Genomic DNA, 16,492 nt, shown 5'->3' on the forward strand with positions numbered 1-16,492 from the left:
CGGACGAACACCGCCGTCCCGTCGGGACCGTTCGAGGCCGGAATCGATCGGTAAAGTGTTCGCATGACTACCGGGGCGCGGCGCAGGATGGGCGTGGAGGAACGGCGGCAGCAATTGATCGGCGTGGCCCTCGAACTGTTCAGCCGGCGCTCCCCCGACGAGGTCTCCATCGACGAGATAGCGTCACGGGCGGGCATCTCCCGCCCGCTGGTCTATCACTACTTCCCCGGTAAACTCAGCCTGTACGAAGCTGCGTTGAGACGGGCGGCGGAGGACCTGGCGTCCCGGTTCGAGGAGCCGCGGGAGGGCCCGTTGTGGCCGCGGCTGCGCCGGGTGATGGCCCGCTTCTTCGACTTCGTCGACGAGCACGGGCCCGGTTTCGCCGCCCTGATGCGCGGCGGCCCGGCAGTCTCCGCAGGCGGAGCCTGCTCCATGAGCACAGTCTCGGCCACGAACGCGCTGATCGACTCCGTGCGGCAGGCCGCGTACGACCAGATGCTGTCGCACATGGGTGTGGTGGGCCCGGCGCCGGCACGGCTGGAACTGGTCGTCCGGTCCTGGATCTCCCTCGTCGAGTCGACGGCGCTGATCTGGCTGGACGGGCGGCGGGTGCCGCGTGAGGAACTGGAGGTCCAGCTGGTGCAGGACTTCGCCGCGCTGGCCGCCGTCGCCGCCGCCCACGACGAGGAACTGGCCGCGCTGCTGCGCGACCTGGTCGGGAACGAGCCGGGCGACGGGCCGTTCACCGACCTCGCCACCCGGCTGATCTCGCTGGCGTCGCCGTGAGCGCCACGTCGACACGGGGCCCGGTCGCCAAGACGACCGTGGGCGCCGGGGAGTGCGGGCGCGTGGAGGCGGGGCCGGCGCAGGTCACCGGGTACCGGAAGGAGGCGCTCGCCGAGCCGGGGCGACGTACGGAGCCACTCGCCGGTGCCACCCCGTGAACACCGGGCGCCGTGGCCCGTCGCGGACGGGCGACGGGTTCCTGCTCGTGGCCGACGGGACGTGACGGTCGTTCGCGTCCCGGTTCACGGTGGCGGAACCGCTGGAGGGATCCGACGCGCCCACGCCCCGGAACCCGGGGCAGAGGTACCGGCCCCGCCACCCGCCGCTCCACCACCTGAGTCGACGGCACCGGTGGAGCCCGGACAGCCGGACGAGGACGGAGTCCCGGTACGGCCGACCCGGCACGACGTGCCGTGCCCCGGCCCGTCCGGCCCCACGGCCCTACTCGCCCTCGGACTTCCGGTACGACGGGTCCAGGTCGCGGACCTCGGCGGAGGCGTGCAGCATCAGCCCCTCGGCCGGCTTGACGTACTGCCGCAGCAGTTCCAGGACGGCCTCGGTGAGCCGGGCCTTGGTCTCGTCGGTGCGGCCGGCCAGCAGGGCGATGTGGACGTGCACAAGGACGTGCCCGTCGGTGTCGGGGCCGACCACGACGTCCTCGGCGGGCCGGAACCGCGTCTTGCACGCCGGCGGCCTGGCTGCCGCGATGTCCACCACGGCGGTGTGCAGGTCCCGCGCGAAGGCGGGCCGGTCGAAGCCGTCCGCCAGTCGCGCGGAGTAGTCGACGGTGATCTGCGGCATGAGCCCTCCTGATCCGGGTCGGGAGGGCTCACCCTAGCCGCAGCTCCCCACGGGGTCAGCCGGCGGTGGTGAACACCGCGACCGTGCGCGCCGGAACGGTGAACGTGCCGGACCCCTCCGCGTACGACGAGGTCCTCACGACCGCGTCCCCGCCCGCCTCCTGCACCGGGTGCAGGCGGTAGCCGGTCCCGGCGAGCGCGGCGACGCGCTGCTCCTGCCGCTCGGGCGTGGCGTTGAAGACCACGACCAGGTCACCGAGGGCCATGGTGATCACGCCGGGTGTCTCGCCCCTTCCGGAGAGCGGGAAGGAGAGCCGGGACTGCACCTGCGCGGCCGTGTCGAGGGAGAAGTCCCTCTCCGTCGTACGGATCCTCAGCAGGTCCCGGTACGCGGCCGAGGCGCCCTCGATCTGCGGGCAGCCGACCTCGATCGCGCCCAGCAGGGGCTTGGCGTACGGCCACTTGGACTCGTTGTCGGCGGCCGGCGGCAGGCCCCGGCCGAAGCCGTTGCCGTCCGCGCAGTTCCAGTGGACGGCGTTGAACCAGTCCCCGCTGTCGTAGGAGTTGCGGTCCAGGGACTTGGAGCGCAGCAGGTCGGTGCCCGCCTGGGAGAGGGCCGGTCCCTGCGAGAGGGTGGCCGTCGCCATGGCGAGGACCTGCATACGGGCCCGGTCGCCGGCGGACGTGTCCTTCGGCAGTTTGAAGGCGAGCGCGTCGAACAGCGACTCGTTGTCGTGCGCGTCGGCGTAGGCGAGGGCGTCGCCGGGCGCGGCGGCGTATCCGGCGGGGGCGCCGTTGTAGTCGACCCGGGAGCCCTTGACCTCCTCGCCGCTGGTGTCGGTGAAGGTGTAGTCGGCGAGGTTGCCGCTCAGGCCCACCTTGATCAGGTCCTGGTAGTGCAGGAGGCGGGCCTTCTGCTCGGCCTCGGTACCGTTGCCCGCCGAGGAGTTGGGGTCGGTGTGGAGACCGGAGGCGAAGCCCTGCACGCCGGGGTCCTCGTCGAAGGGACCGCCGCCGCGCACGGCGTCGCGGGCCCGGTCGGAGAAGGTGGCGATGCCGGTGCCGGCCATGTTCTGCTGCGTGGCCTGCTCGAAGCGGGCGTCGTCGGCGACCTCGCCGAAGTTCCAGCCCTCGCCGTACAGGATGATCTCCTTGCCGTCGACGCCGTCCTTCTCGGGGGTCAGTGCGTCGAGGGCCTCGCGGACGGCGAGGATGTTGGCCTTCGGGTGGTGGCCCATGAGGTCGAAGCGGAAGCCGTCGACCTTGTACTCCCTGGCCCAGGTGACGACCGAGTCGACGACCAGCTTGCCCATCATGGCGTTCTCGGTGGCCGTGTTGGCGCAGCAGGTGCTGTTCGCGACCGAGCCGTCGGCGAGCAGCCGCTGGTAGTAGCCGGGGACGATCCGGTCCAGGACGGAGGTCTTCGCCTGGCCGCCGGCTGCGGTGTGGTTGTAGACCACGTCCATCACGACCCGCAGGCCGTCCTCGTTGAGCGCCTTGACCATCTCGCGGAACTCGACGGTGCGCCCGGCACCGTCCGGGTCGGTGGCGTAGGAGCCCTCGGGGACCGTGTAGTGGTACGGGTCGTAACCCCAGTTGTAGGCGTCCTCGGCTGCGGCCTTCGCCACGCACTCCTGCTGCTTGCCGGAGTCGGCGGGATAGGAGGCGAGGTCGCAGCCGACGGTCACCTGATCGGACTTCTTCTCGGGGATGGTGGCGATGTCGAAGGCGGGCAGCAGGTGCACGTACGAGGTGCCGGCCTCGGCCAGCTCGCGCAGGTGCTTGCTGCCGTCGCTGTCCTTGTCGGTGAAGGCGAGGTAGGTGCCGGGGTTCTCCGCCGTACGGTCCGCCACGGAGAAGTCACGGATGTGCAGTTCCTGGATCTGGGCGTCCTCGATCGGCACGGCCCTCGGCTTGGTCAGGGACGACCAGCCCTCGGGGGCGAGGTCCCGGTCGCCGAGGTCGACGACGAGGCTGCGCTCGGAGTCGGTGGTCAGGGCCACCGAGTAAGGATCCGTGACCGTGTTGGTGGTGATCTCGCGGGTGCCGGGCGCCCAGACCTCGACCTTGTAGCGGTACTCCTCGCCCTTCCAGGAGCGGGGGCCGGTGACGGACCAGACGCCGGTGGCGTCGTCGCGGCGCATCCGGGCGGTGCGGCCGCCGATCTCCAGGGAGACGTCCTGCGCGGTCGGCGCCCAGACGGAGAGGGTGGGCCGGCCGTCGCGGAAGGTCGGGCCGAGGTCCGCCTCCACGGCGCGGCCGGCGTAGAGGTCGTCGAGCACGCCCGCGATCTGCACACCGGTCGCCGCGAGCACGGCGCCGTTCGCGGCGTGCTGGGCGGCGACGACCTGCCCGCGCAGGGCCTCGCGCACCCGGTCCCGGTCGCGCGGGTCGACGGACCATGCGGTGCCGTCCTCCAGGTGCGGGAACTTCGCCCTCTGCGCGTCGGTGAGGGATGTCCTCACCAGGCGCAGCCAGCGGGCGTCGTCGCTCCTCAGCGTCCCGCCCTGCACCGTGACCGAGCCGGTGCGGGAGGCGAGGAGCTGGGTGGAGGCGGCGGCCTCGGAGCCGTCCCAGACGACGGTGTCCCGGTCGATCCACACCGCCTTGGAGGTGGCCGGGTCGAGGGCCGCCGCGGAGCCGGCCGGCTGGGGCAGCAGGTGCTTCTCCTGGCCGCTCACCAGCCACACCTCGTGGCCGTCGGCCTTGAGGTCCAGCGACCGGTCGGTGGGGAGGTCCTTCTCGTCGCCCTTGTGGAGGATGTAACCGAGGCTGGTGGCACCCTCGGCGAGCGGCACCTCGAAGACAGCGCCGTAGGCATCGGTCCCCACCGGCTCCAGGGGGTCCGACCAGTCGGTGGGGTGCGCGGCGCCGGTCCAGGTGTGCAGGCCCCAGCCGTCGTAGTCCCCGTCCGCGCGGTGGTAGTGCAGGACCGCCTTGCTCGTGTCCTGGGCCGGGTACTCGGGCCGCTCGGTGGTGACGGTCTCCTTGCCCTGCTCGATCCAGACCTCACCGGTCCTGGTGAGGTCGATCGTGCGGTCGGCGGCGACGTCCTTGTTCCCTTCCCCGTCGATGACGAGGAAGCCGAGGTCGGAGGCGCCCGGCTTGAGCTTGACGTACGCGAAGGCGCCGTAGGCGTCGCGGCCGGTGAAGGGGTGGCTGTCCGGCCACTCGGTGGCCTCGCCGTCCGCCAGGTCGCCCCAGGCGTACAGGCCCCAGTCGTCGTAGTCGCCGTCGGCGCGCTTGTAGTGGACGATCGCGTGGTCACGGGAGGCCGCGGTGGGCGGCTCCGCCACGGGAGGGGTGCCGGTGGTGGAGGCGGCCAGGGCGCTCGCGGTGCGGCCGGCCGAGTCGATCACGACGGCCTTGTAGCGCAGGGCGGTGCCGGCGGGGACGTCCTCGCCGATGGTGTGGGTGACCTTGTAGGGGGAGTGGTCGGCCGAGCCGAGCGTCCGCCACTTCCCGTCGCCGGTCCCGGCGGCGAAGACGACCCGGTTGAGCTGACCACCGTCGACGTCGGCGGTCAGCTCGACGGTGCCGGTGGCGCCCGCCCCGGGGGCCTTCAGGGTGACCGTGGGCTCGGCGGCGGGCTTCGCGAGCGGGCCGGAGGCCTTGAGGACGATCGCCGAGCCCGCGGGGACGGTGACGGTGATCTCCCTGTCGGCGTCGCTGGTGACGGTGGCGTCGGTGCCGTGGAGGCCCTTGTACGTCATCCGCGCGGAGCCGGTCGCGAAGGTGGCCTCCTCGTCCTCGTCGGCGTTGTTGAAGGCGACGACGTACTCGGTGGTGTCCTTCCCCGTGCCGGTGCGGGAGAAGGCGTAGACGCCCGCGCCGTCGGCCGCGTACCGCTCCTGCTGGATGCCGTCGGTCAGGGCCGGGTGGGCCCTGCGCAGCTTGGCGAGAGCACTGATCTGCCGGTAGAGCGGTGCTCGCGTGTCGTAGGCGTCCTCGGCGTGGGTGCGGTCGGTGCCGATCAGGTCGTCGTCGAGGTAGTCGGCCGTGCGGGAGGCGAACAGGGTCTGGCGGGCGTCCTTGTCCCCGCCGGCGCCGGTGAAGCCCTGCTCGTCGCCGTAGTAGACGACCGGGTTGCCGCGGCTGAGGAACATCAGCTCGTTGGCGAGCATGTCCTTCCTCAGCAGCTCCGCGTCGGACGCCCGCGGGTTGTCCTGCTTCAGGAACGTCCCGAAGCGGCCCATGTCGTGGTTGCCGAGGAAGGTGACCTGCTCGTAGGCGTTGGCCTTGTCGGTGGCGTACTTGTAGTCGTCACCGAAGACCGAGGCCAGTCTCCGCGCGCTGCCGCCCTGGGAGGCGTACTGTCGTGCCGCCTCCTGGAAGGGGAAGTCGAGCGTGGCGTCGAGGCGGCCACGGGTGACGTACGGGGCGGTGACGTCCGTGTCGGCGGAGTAGACCTCGCCGAACATGAAGAAGTCGTCCCGGCCCTTCCTGGCCGCGTAGGCGTCCAGGGCGGTGGCCCACTGGGTCCAGAACTCCATGTTGACGTGCTTCACGGTGTCGATCCGGAAGCCGTCGATGTCGAAGTCCCTCACCCACCGCTGGTAGATCTTCTCCATGCCGTCGACGACCTCGGGACGCTCGGTCCACAGGTCGTCGAGCCCGGAGAAGTCGCCGTACTCGCTGGACTCGCCGGCGAAGGTGGAGTCACCCCGGTTGTGGTACATCTCCGGGTCGTTGAGCCAGGACGGGACCTTGACCCGCTTCTTGGCGTCGGGCACGACGGGGGTGCGCGGGAAGGAACCGCCGTCCACGCGCGGGAACTTCCGGGCCCCGTCGGCGTAGTCGGCGTCGTCGAAGGGCTCGCCGTCCTTCGTCAGGTACGGGAAGGCGCCCTTCGACAGGTAGCCGTAGGACTTCTCCTCGTAGTCGACGACGTCGGCGGTGTGGTTGGTGATGACGTCGAAGAAGACCTTCATGCCCTTGTCGTGGGCCTTGTCGATGAGGGTCTCGAGGTCCTCGTTGGTGCCGAAGTGCGGGTCGACCCGGGTGAAGTCGGTGATCCAGTAGCCGTGGTAGCCGGCGGAGGCGTTCTCTCCCGTCCCCTGCACGGGCTGGTTCCTGAAGATGGGCGCCATCCAGATGGCGGTGGTGCCGAGCCCCTTGATGTAGTCGAGCCTCTTCGTCAGGCCCTTGAGGTCGCCGCCCTGGTAGAACCCCTTGTCGGTGGGGTCGTACCCGGTGCTGAGGCGCGAACCGGTCAGTCCGCCGCGGTCGTTGCCCGGGTCGCCGTTGGCGAAGCGGTCCGGCAGGACGAAGTAGAACTGCTCGCGGGTCAGATCGTGCCGCGCCGGAAACTTCGCGAGTTTCGCGTCCGAGGGCGGCGCGGGCGGGGTCGCGGCACCGGCGGCGACCGGCTGCACCAGGGCGGCGGCGAGCGCGGCCACGGTGACGGCGGCGACACGTCGGCCCCGCGCGGTGCGGCGCCCCGGGGGCGCGGGCCATCTGGGTATCAAGGCAGTGAACTCCTTGCGCTTGCGGCTCGATTCGGGTCCGACCCCGTACGCCGCGGCGACGGCCTGTTCCGGCCACGTCACCGGGCGCCGGGCGTGACGCTATCGCCGTTGAAAGTCTTACAGCAAGGGTCGTGAAAGTAACGGTAAGAACTTTCATACGGATGCGGCCCGCGCCGCCGTCCACGGGACGGCGGCGCGGGCCGCGCGTTCAGCAGGACGACTTGCCGACGTACACCGCGAGGGCCGTGTTCGGGCCCAGGGTGGCGGTCAGCTGTCCGGAACCGTTCACCGTCACCGTGGTGTCGTTCTGGACGTCGCAGTACGTGCCCGCGGGGAGGGAGGTCCGGTAGGTGCGGGTCAGGGAGCCGGACTCGTGGTTGACGGCCACGAAGCCCTTGCCGCCCCGGCCGAAGGCGATGGCGTCGCCTCCGTTGTCCCACCAGTCGGTGACCGCCTGGCCGCGGGTCGCGTTGCGGAAGGCCACCATGGACTTGATCTCCGGCCAGTTGTGCTGGCACTTCCAGCCGTTCCGCCAGCAGGCGTCGACCCGGCCGCCGTTGGGCGGCCCGGCGTCGTGGTCGGAGAACTCGTATCCGGAGTTGATGTCCGGGGCGCCGTAGGGCCAGGCCAGCATGAAGACGTTGGCCAGGGTGTAGGTGGCGTTGTCCTTGTAGGACAGCGTGGAGCCGTTGCGCTCGGTGTCGTGGTTGTCGACGAAGACGCCGGAGACGGAGCTGTTCAGGTAGCCCCAGCCCTCGCCGTAGTTCTTCAGGTGGGCGAGGTTCTCGTTGTCGAAGACCCGCTTGAGGTCGTAGGCGTACCGGAACTCCTGGACGTCCCCGTTGCCCGTGTACTCGGCGGGCTGGACGGCCTCGCCTGCGCCGTGGATGACCTCCTGCTTCCAGTACACGCCCGGGTCGCTCAGCCGGGACTTGATGTCGGCCAGGTCGGCGGCCGGCATGTGCTTGGCGGCGTCGATGCGGAAGCCGTCCACGCCGAGGGAGAGCAGGTCGTTCATGTACCCGGCGACGGTCCTGCGGACGTACTCCTCGCCGGTGTCGAGGTCGGCCAGGCCGACCAGTTCGCAGTTCTGGACGTTCCCGCGGTCGCCGTAGTCGCTGATCTGCGCGGTGCAGTCGTCGAAGTCGTACGAGGAGTACAGGCCGGGGTAGTCGTACTTCGTGTACGACGAGCCGCCGGTGCCCGTACCGCTGCCGGCGGACATGTGGTTGATGACCGTGTCGGCGACGACCTTGACGCCGGCCGCGTGACACGTGTCGACCATGCTCTTGAACGCGGCGCGGTCACCGAGTCGGCCGGCGATCCGGTAGCTGACGGGCTGGTACGACGTCCACCACTGCGCGCCCTGTATGTGCTCGGCGGGTGGGGAGACCTGGACGTATCCGTATCCGGCGGGCCCCAGGGTGGTGGCGCACTCGCGGGCGACGGAGGCGAAGTTCCACTCGAAGAGGACGGCGGTGACGTCCTTGGCGCCCGGCGGGGAGGCCTGCGCCCCGGTCGGGGTCATGACAACCGAGGCTGCCGCGAACGCGGCGGCCACGGCGAGGGTTCTGCGTGCCATGTGGGGCTCCTTCTTCATCGAAGGGTGCGGGGACACCGCCCGGGCCGCCTGAAGCTTCTTGCAGAAAACTTCAGCAACCTTGCGGTGACGCAGATGTTAGAGGCCCGCCACCCGAAAGGGCAGCGGGCCGTGCCGACTTCAATGAGAAAAGCTGCGGGACGGACCTCAGCCCGTGGTCCACCACACGGTGGTGTCGGCCGGCACCTTCGCCTCGCCGGCCGTCTCCTCCACCTCACCGCTGGCGAGCAGGACACGGCCGTACACGGGGGTGGTCACCGACTCCCCCGTGGTGTTGGCCACGCACACGAACGCCCCGCGCCGGAAGGCGAGGACGCCCTCAGGAGCCCGCAGCCACTCCACCGCGTCGCCCGCGCCCAGGTCGGCCTGGTCCCGGCGCACGGCGAGCGCGGAGCGGTACAGCTCCAGGGTCGAACCGGGCGCCCCGGTCTGCGCCTCGACGCTCAGTTCGCCCCAGCTCGCCGGCTGCGGCAGCCAGCTGCCGCCGTCGCCGAAGCCGTACGAGGAACCCGTGCGCGTCCACGGGATCGGGACGCGGCAGCCGTCGCGGAAGCCGTCCTGGCCGGCGCCCCGGAAGTACGCCGGGTCCTGGCGCACCTCGTCCGGCAGGTCCACGACGTCCGGCAGACCGAGCTCCTCGCCCTGGTAGACGTAGGCCGAACCGGGCAGCGCCAGCATCAGCAGCGTCGCCGCGCGCGCCCGCCGCAGACCCAGCTCACGGTCGCCGGCCAGACGGATCTGGGTGCCGAGGCCGGGCGGGTTGGCGAAGCGGGTGGCGTGCCGGGTGACGTCGTGGTTGGAGAGCACCCAGGTGGCGGGGGCGCCGACCGGGCGCATGGCGTCCAGGGTGCGGTCGATGACCGTGCGCAGCTCCTCGGCGTCCCAGTGGGTGCCCAGGTACTGGAAGTTGAACGCCTGGTGCAGTTCGTCGGGGCGGACGTAGTTGGCGGTGCGCTCGACGGTCGGGGTCCAGGCCTCCGCGACGAAGATGCGCCCGCCCGTCTCCCGCCCCCGCCCTTCTGCGGAAGGCCCTTCGGGCCCCATTGCATCGCTGTACTCGTCGAGGATCAGCCGCCACTGGCGGTAGATGTCGTGGACGCCGTCCTGGTCGAAGAACGGCATGACATCGTTGCCCAGCAGCTTCAGCTGCTCGTGGGACCCGAGGTCGGGAAGCCCTTCCGCCTTCACCATGCCGTGGGCGACGTCGATGCGGAAGCCGTCCACGCCCATGTCGAGCCAGAACCGCAGGATGGAGCGGAACTCGTCGCCGACCGCCGGGTGCTCCCAGTTGAAGTCGGGCTGCTCGGGGGCGAACAGGTGCAGGTACCACTCGCCGGGCGTGCCGTCGGGCTCGGTGACGCGGGTCCAGGCGGGACCGCCGAAGATCGACTCCCAGTCGTTGGGCGGCAGCTCGCCGTTCGCGCCCTTGCCGGGGCGGAAGTGGTAGCGGTCGCGGGAAGGTGAGCCGGGGCCCTCGGCGAGGGCGCGCTTGAACCATTCGTGCTGGTCGGAGGAGTGGTTCGGGACCAGGTCGACGATGATCCTGAGACCCAGCCCGTGGGCGTCGCGGATCAGCGCGTCGGCGTCGAGCAGGGTGCCGAACATGGGGTCGACGGCGCGGTAGTCGGCGACGTCGTAACCGGCGTCGGCCTGCGGGGAGGCGTAGAAGGGGCTGAGCCACACGGCGTCCACACCGAGGTCGCGCAGGTACGGCAGGCGGGAGCGGATGCCTTCCAGGTCGCCCATGCCGTCACCGTTGCTGTCGGCGAAGCTGCGCGGGTACACCTGGTAGATCACCGCGTCCCGCCACCAGTCGCGGCGCCGGGCGACGGTGGCGACGGCCGCGTCGGTGGTGGAGGTCGGGGCCGGGGCTGCGGGGTGCTGCTGGCTCATGTCGTCCTTGATACGAGTTCGGTCGGGAAGGCGAGTGGGGTGCGGCGGGGGGACGAGGCGGCCGCGGGGGTCGGCGGGGTCGGATGGACGCCCGCGGCCGCCCACCCGCGCGAGTCGGGCGCGCGGGAGTCGTTCCACGGAGGGGGTCAGCCCTTCGTGCCGCCGGCGGTGAGACCGGTGACCAGGTTCTTCTGCACGAGGTAGAAGAACGCGGAGACCGGTATCGCGATCAGGACCGCGGTGGCGGCCATGAGGTTGCGCTGTGCGTCGTGCTCGCTGACGAAGCTCTGCAGACCGACGGCGAGGGTGTACTTCTCGTCGTCGAGCATGAACGTCGTGGCGAAGGCGACCTCGCCGAACGCGGTGATGAAGCTGTAGAACGCGGCGACCGCCAGCCCGGGCTTGGCGAGCGGCAGGATCAGCCGCGCGAACGTGCCGAAGGGGGTCAGCCCGTCGACGCGCCCCGCCTCGTCGATCTCGAACGGGATGGTGTCGAAGTAGCCCTTCATCAGCCAGGCGCAGTACGGCACCGCCGTCGAGCAGTAGACGAGGACGAGTCCAAGGTAACTGTCGATGAGCTGCAGGTCCGAGAGGATCTGGTACATCGGGACCATCAGGACGGCCACGGGGAACATCTGGGTGAGCAGGAGCACCCACATGAACTTCCGGTAGCCGGGGAAGCGCATGCGGGAGACCGCGTAGCCGGTGGTGGCGGCGACCAGGACGCCGATGACCGTGGTGCCGAGCGAGACGATCAGCGAGCTCTTCAGCCAGTCGAAGAAGTGCGTGTTCTGCAGGACGAACGAGTAGTTGTCGAGCGTCATCTTGCCCCAGATGCCGCCGGGACGCAGATAGTCGTCCTTGTCGGGGCCGAGGGACAGGAAGACCAGCCAGGCGACCGGGAACAACGCGATCAGACCGGCCACGGTCAGCACGCCGTGCGTGGTGAGGCGGGCCAGCGGGCTGCCCTCGCCGCGTCGGCGCGGCCTGCGGGCCGGGGCCTTGTCGTCGGCAGGCCGGTCCGCCGGAGCAGCGGGGGTGACGGTGGAGGTGCTCATGGGGACTCCTGCCTCAGATCGCGAGCTGCTGCTCATCGCGGTTCAGCCAGCGGCGGTAGAAGGAGGTGAAGACGGCCAGGATGGCCAGCAGCAGCATGCCGTAGGCCGCGGACTCGGCGAACTCGCGCGGCTGTTGTCCGAAGCCGAGCTGGTAGGCCCAGGTCACCAGGATCTGCGCCTCCGGGGCGGTGTTGCCGAACAGCAGGAAGATGACGGCGAACTGGTTGAAGGTCCAGATGACACCGAGCAGGACCACGGTGGAGCTGACCGAGCGCAGGCCGGGCAGGGTGACGTGGCGGAACCTCTGCCAGGCGTTCGCGCCGTCCATCTCGGCCGCCTCGTACAGGCTGGCGTCGATGGACTGCAGGCCGCCGAGCAGGGAGATCATCATGAAGGGCACACCGCACCAGGTGTTGACCATGATGGCGGCGACGCGCTGCCAGAAGGTGTCCTCCAGCCACTGCGGCGTCGGCAGGCCGAGGGAGTCCAGGGCGGTGTTGATGATGCCGGCGTCGGCGAGCATGAAGCGCCAGCCGAAGACGGTGACGAAGGTCGGCACGGCCCACGGCAGGACCAGGACCAGCCGGTAGAGGGTGCGCCCGCGCAGCTTCTGGTTGAGCAGCAGGGCGAGGCCCAGTCCGATGCCGTAGTGCAGGGCGACGCAGGCGGCCGTCCAGACGATCGTCCAGATGAAGTGCGACCAGAAGCGGTCGTAGGCCGTCTCGCCCCACAGGATGTCGGCGTAGTTGTCGATGCCGATGAACTCGTAGGTGGCCTCGATCTCGTTGACGCCGATGGTGCGGGCCGAGTTCAGGCTGTCCGCGTCGGTGAGGGTGAGGTAGAAGCCGTACGCCAGGGGGTACAGCACGATGACGCCGAGCACCAGGGCCACCGGCGCGATCATGGCGTAGGCGTACCAGTGCTTCTGGAAACTGCGCTTCAGGCGGCTGACCGGCCCGGGGCGGGGCGCGCGGTCACCGCGGCGCTTGCCGGTCGCGCGGTCGATGGCGACTGTCATGGTTCGGCACCTTCTGGATGATCAAGGAGTACGGCACACAGGCCGGCGACCACCGGCCCCTCCCCTCCTGGAGGCGGGTCCGGCGGCCGCACGGGCGTTACTTGCTGAAGTCCGGCACCAGCTTGACGATCGCGGTCTCCGCGTCGCCCAGACCCTTGTCCAGGGACTCCTTGCCGCTCGCGATCTGCGGGAGCTCGTCGTCCAGCGGACCCCACAGCGAGCTGTACTCGGGCAGGGCCGGGCGCGGCCGGGCGGCGGAGAGGACCGTCTGGTAGCCGGCGATGCCCGGGTCGGCCTTGACCTTGTCGGTGTAGGCGTCGTCACGCGTGGGCAGCGTGGAGTTCTTCAGCGCGATGGTCTCCTGCGCCTCGGCCGAGGTCATGAAGTTCACGAACTTCAGCGCGGCCTCCTGCTTCTCCTTGGTGGAGCCGGCGTAGACGGAGAGGTTGTGGCCGCCGGTCGGGGCGCCCGCCTTGCCGGTGGAGCCGGCCGGGACGGTGGCGATGCCGAGGTTGTTCCTGTCCTGGAAGGCGGAGCCCTTGTAGAAGTTGGTGATCTCCCACGGACCCTGGATGATCGAGGCGACCTTGCCGTTGACGAACGCGTCCTGGATGTGGGCGTAGGCGTCGGCGGTGACGTCGGCCTTGTGCAGGCCCTTGCCGTCGAAGAGGTCCAGCCAGGTGCCGTACGCCTTCTCGGCCTCGGGGGACTTGACGGTGATCTTCCCGGCGTCGGCGTCGACCATGTCGGTGCCCTCGCCGTACAGGAACGGCTGGGCGTAGTAGCCGGCGGTGGAGCCCCAGTAGCCGTCGACGCCGGTCTCGTCCTTGACGGTGGCGGCGGCCTTCTTCAGCTCGTCCCAGGTCCTGGGGACCTCGACGCCGGCCTTCTCGAACAGTTCCTTGTTGTAGACGAAGGCGAGGGTGTCCGTGGTGAAGGGGACGCCGTAGGTCTTGCCCTCGTACTTGGCCTGCTCGATCAGGTTGGGCTTGAACCTGTCCTGTTCGGCGAGGGCCTCGGTGCCGTCCAGCGGCAGGAAGAAGCCCTTCTTGGCGAAGGCGGGGGTCCAGCCGACCTCGGAGCGCAGCACGTCGGGGGCGCCCTTGGAACCGGCGGCGGTGTCGAACTTGTTCTGCGCCTGGTCGAAGGGGACGTTGACGAACTTGACCTTGATGTCCTTGTGGGCGGCCTCGAACTCCTTGACCAGGGCCTGGTACGTCGGCGCCTCGTTGGTCGCGTTGGAGGTGTCCCACCAGGTGATGGTGGTCGGGCCGCCGGCCGAGTCGCCGCTGTCGCCGTCCCCGCCGCAGGCCGTCGCCGCGAGGGCGAGGGACGCCACCAGCGCGGTGGCCGCTATGCCACGCCGCATGAGTTCTCCTTGAGGGTTAAGCCCGTGAGTGCAGGTGCGGCCCCGTCTGCCGTCCTGCCGACTTGCCGGCTTGCCGATGGGGGTCCCCCGCTCGAGCGGAGTCGAGAGTGGGGGAGGCAGCCGGGCGACGTGAACGTAACAGCGATGGAACCGTTTCGAAAGACCTTGCAGAAAAGTTTTGCAAGCGACGCCGGGAGTTACCCCGGCGTGACCTGTTCCCGACCGCTCGACGACCGTGGTTTCCGCTTGTACGACAGGGGTTCGGACGGTTGTGCAAGACTCTGCAAGCACTTGCCATCCGTTGCCGCCGAGGAAATCGTCCCTTGCGGACCGGACGCCGACCACGACTTGAGGGATCGCGATGACCCAGCAGCCCGCAACGGGCCGTTCGACGGCGCGCACCAGGCGTCCGATCGGTGCGCAAGGGGAGAAGCGGCAGCTACAGTCCAGTCCTGTGACCACACGCCTTGCCGACATCGCTGCTCAGGCGGGGGTGAGCGAGGCCACCGTCAGCCGCGTCCTCAACGGCAAGCCGGGCGTCGCCGCCACCACCCGCCAGTCCGTGCTCGCCGCCCTCGACGTCCTCGGCTACGAGCGGCCGGTGCGGCTGCGGCAGCGCAGCGAGGGCCTGGTCGGACTGATCACGCCCGAGCTGGAGAACCCGATCTTCCCGGCACTGGCCCAGGTCATCGGGCAGGCGCTGACCCGCCAGGGCTACACGCCGGTGCTCGCCACCCAGACCCCGGGCGGGTCCACGGAGGACGAGCTCACCGAGATGCTCGTGGACCGCGGGGTGGCCGGCATCATCTACGTCTCCGGGCTGCACGCCGACACCACCGCCGACATGCAGCGCTACGAGCGGCTGCGGGCGCAGGGCGTGCCGTTCGTGCTCGTGGACGGTTTCTCGCCGAAGGTGCAGGCGCCGTTCATCTCCCCCGACGACCGGGCCGCGATGGCGCTCGCCGTCACCCACCTCGCCTCCCTCGGGCACACCCGGATCGGCCTCGCGCTCGGACCGAAGCGGTTCGTTCCGGTGCAGCGCAAGATCGAGGGCTTCGTGCGCGCCGTGCAGGAGCAACTGGCCCTGAGCGCCGGGACGGTGGAGACCGAGCTGGTCCAGCACTCGCTGTACACGCTGGAGGGCGGCCAGGCCGCCGCCAGCGCGCTCATGGACCGCGACTGCACGGCGGTGGTGTGCGCGAGCGACATGATGGCGCTGGGCGCCATACGGGCGGCCCGGCAGCGCGGTCTGGACGTGCCGAAGGACATCTCGGTGGTCGGCTTCGACGACTCCCCGCTGATCGCCTTCACCGACCCGCCGCTGACCACGGTCCGCAAGCCGGTCCCCGCGATGGGCCAGGCGGCGGTGCGCACCCTGCTGGAGGAGATCGGCGGAACGCCCGCGCCGCACAGCGAGTTCGTGTTCATGCCGGAACTGGTGGTGCGCGGTTCGACCGCTTCGGCCCCCGGGGACCGGAGTCGTCCCTAGGGCGGAGGGAAGGGCCTCCGGCGCACTACCACGGTAGGAGGGAGCGGTCCCGTTCCCGGAGGAGGGCGTGCGGGCCGGGCCCGACCGGGGGGTGATCCGAGGCGCGAATCTTTTCTGGCAGACTTCGTACTCATGGGCGACACGACGGTAGGAACGCTGGAAGGCCGGGGAGAGGCCACAGCGCACCCCGTCGTGCAGGAAGCGGGCTCACCACCTCGCCTGCGCCGTCTGCGCGTCCCCCGCCGGCCCCGGCTGTGGTTCGAGATCCTGCTGATCGCGGTGAGTTACTGGACGTACTCGCTCATCCGCAACGCCGTGCCGGAACAGCAGGCCGAGGCGCTGCGCAACGCCGACTGGATCTGGCGGTTCGAGCGGCAACTGGGCCTCGCCTTCGAGGAGTCGGTCAACCACGCCGCGAACTCGGTGACCTGGCTCATCGTCGGCATGAACTACTACTACGCCACCCTGCACTTCGTGGTGACGCTGGGTGTCCTGGTGTGGCTCTACCGTGGTCATCCCGGCCGTTACGGAGCGGCCCGCCTGGTCCTCTTCGCCACCACGGGCATCGCCCTCGTCGGCTACTACCTGTACCCGCTCGCCCCGCCCCGGCTGATGAACGGCCAGGACTTCGTCGACACCGTCATAGTCCACCAGACATGGGGTTCGATGGCCTCCGGCGACCTGAAGAACATGTCGAACCAGTACGCCGCGATGCCCTCGATGCACATGGGCTGGTCGGTCTGGTCCGGTCTGACGGTCTTCGCGCTGGCCACCGTCCCGTGGGTACGGGTGCTGGGCCTGGTGTACCCGGCGGCCACCCTGGTGGTCATCGTCGCCACCGCCAACCACTTCTGGCTGGACGCGGTGGGCGGCGTCCTCTGCCTGGCCTTCGGCTACGGCGTCGCGCTGCTCTGGTACGGCGGCCGGCCGCACGCCCTGCCGAGGCGGGTGCCCGAGCGGAGGGAACGGGAGCCGGAACGGATCCCGGTGCCGAAGCAGGGATGACCGCGG

General features: G+C 70.3%; 10 protein-coding genes. 3 read left to right on the top strand and 7 right to left on the bottom strand.

The annotated features are described in order from the left end of the window. The first annotated feature begins 63 nt into the window (after positions 1 to 63). Complete coding sequence (locus tag KYY02_RS27205) at positions 64 to 786, top strand: TetR/AcrR family transcriptional regulator (RefSeq protein WP_371242404.1); 723 nt, start codon at positions 64 to 66, stop codon at positions 784 to 786. A 441-nt stretch (positions 787 to 1,227) separates the two neighbouring features. Here KYY02_RS27205 and KYY02_RS27210 read toward each other — a convergent pair whose 3' ends face one another. From KYY02_RS27210 to KYY02_RS27240, 7 genes are all read right to left on the bottom strand, one after another. After that, positions 1,228 to 1,587 (bottom strand): 5-carboxymethyl-2-hydroxymuconate Delta-isomerase, encoded by a 360-nt coding sequence (locus KYY02_RS27210; RefSeq protein WP_371242406.1) that lies wholly within the window; start codon positions 1,585 to 1,587, stop codon positions 1,228 to 1,230. A 55-nt stretch (positions 1,588 to 1,642) separates the two neighbouring features. Continuing rightward, complete coding sequence (gene pulA, locus KYY02_RS27215) at positions 1,643 to 7,054, bottom strand: pullulanase-type alpha-1,6-glucosidase (protein WP_371242408.1); 5,412 nt, start codon at positions 7,052 to 7,054, stop codon at positions 1,643 to 1,645. A 208-nt stretch (positions 7,055 to 7,262) separates the two neighbouring features. Then, positions 7,263 to 8,636, bottom strand: coding sequence for an alpha-amylase (locus KYY02_RS27220; protein ID WP_371242409.1), 1,374 nt, complete (start codon positions 8,634 to 8,636; stop codon positions 7,263 to 7,265). 165 nt (positions 8,637 to 8,801) lie between these two features. Further along, the gene (locus KYY02_RS27225) at positions 8,802 to 10,547 is read right to left on the bottom strand and encodes a glycoside hydrolase family 13 protein (protein WP_371242411.1); all 1,746 of its coding nucleotides are present in this window, start codon (positions 10,545 to 10,547) and stop codon (positions 8,802 to 8,804) included. Positions 10,548 to 10,693: 146 nt separating this feature from the next. Beyond that, positions 10,694 to 11,605, bottom strand: a complete 912-nt coding sequence (locus KYY02_RS27230; RefSeq protein ID WP_371242413.1) for a sugar ABC transporter permease — start codon at positions 11,603 to 11,605, stop codon at positions 10,694 to 10,696. A 13-nt stretch (positions 11,606 to 11,618) separates the two neighbouring features. Then, positions 11,619 to 12,623, bottom strand: a complete 1,005-nt coding sequence (locus KYY02_RS27235) for a carbohydrate ABC transporter permease (protein ID WP_371242415.1) — start codon at positions 12,621 to 12,623, stop codon at positions 11,619 to 11,621. Positions 12,624 to 12,720: 97 nt separating this feature from the next. After that, the gene (locus tag KYY02_RS27240) at positions 12,721 to 13,992 is read right to left on the bottom strand and encodes an extracellular solute-binding protein (protein ID WP_371242417.1); all 1,272 of its coding nucleotides are present in this window, start codon (positions 13,990 to 13,992) and stop codon (positions 12,721 to 12,723) included. Between the two features lie 454 nt (positions 13,993 to 14,446). Here KYY02_RS27240 and KYY02_RS27245 point away from each other — a divergent pair, with 454 nt between their 5' ends. Both KYY02_RS27245 and KYY02_RS27250 read left to right on the top strand, forming a co-directional pair. After that, a complete protein-coding gene (locus KYY02_RS27245; protein WP_371242419.1) occupies positions 14,447 to 15,481 on the top strand; it encodes a LacI family DNA-binding transcriptional regulator in 1,035 nt (344 codons plus the stop codon). Between the two features lie 132 nt (positions 15,482 to 15,613). Then, complete coding sequence (locus KYY02_RS27250) at positions 15,614 to 16,486, top strand: phosphatase PAP2 family protein (protein WP_371242421.1); 873 nt, start codon at positions 15,614 to 15,616, stop codon at positions 16,484 to 16,486. Positions 16,487 to 16,492 lie beyond the last annotated feature (6 nt).

The sequence above is a fragment of the Streptomyces pimonensis genome, assembly GCF_041380215.1.
Classification (GTDB): domain Bacteria; phylum Actinomycetota; class Actinomycetes; order Streptomycetales; family Streptomycetaceae; genus Streptomyces; species Streptomyces pimonensis.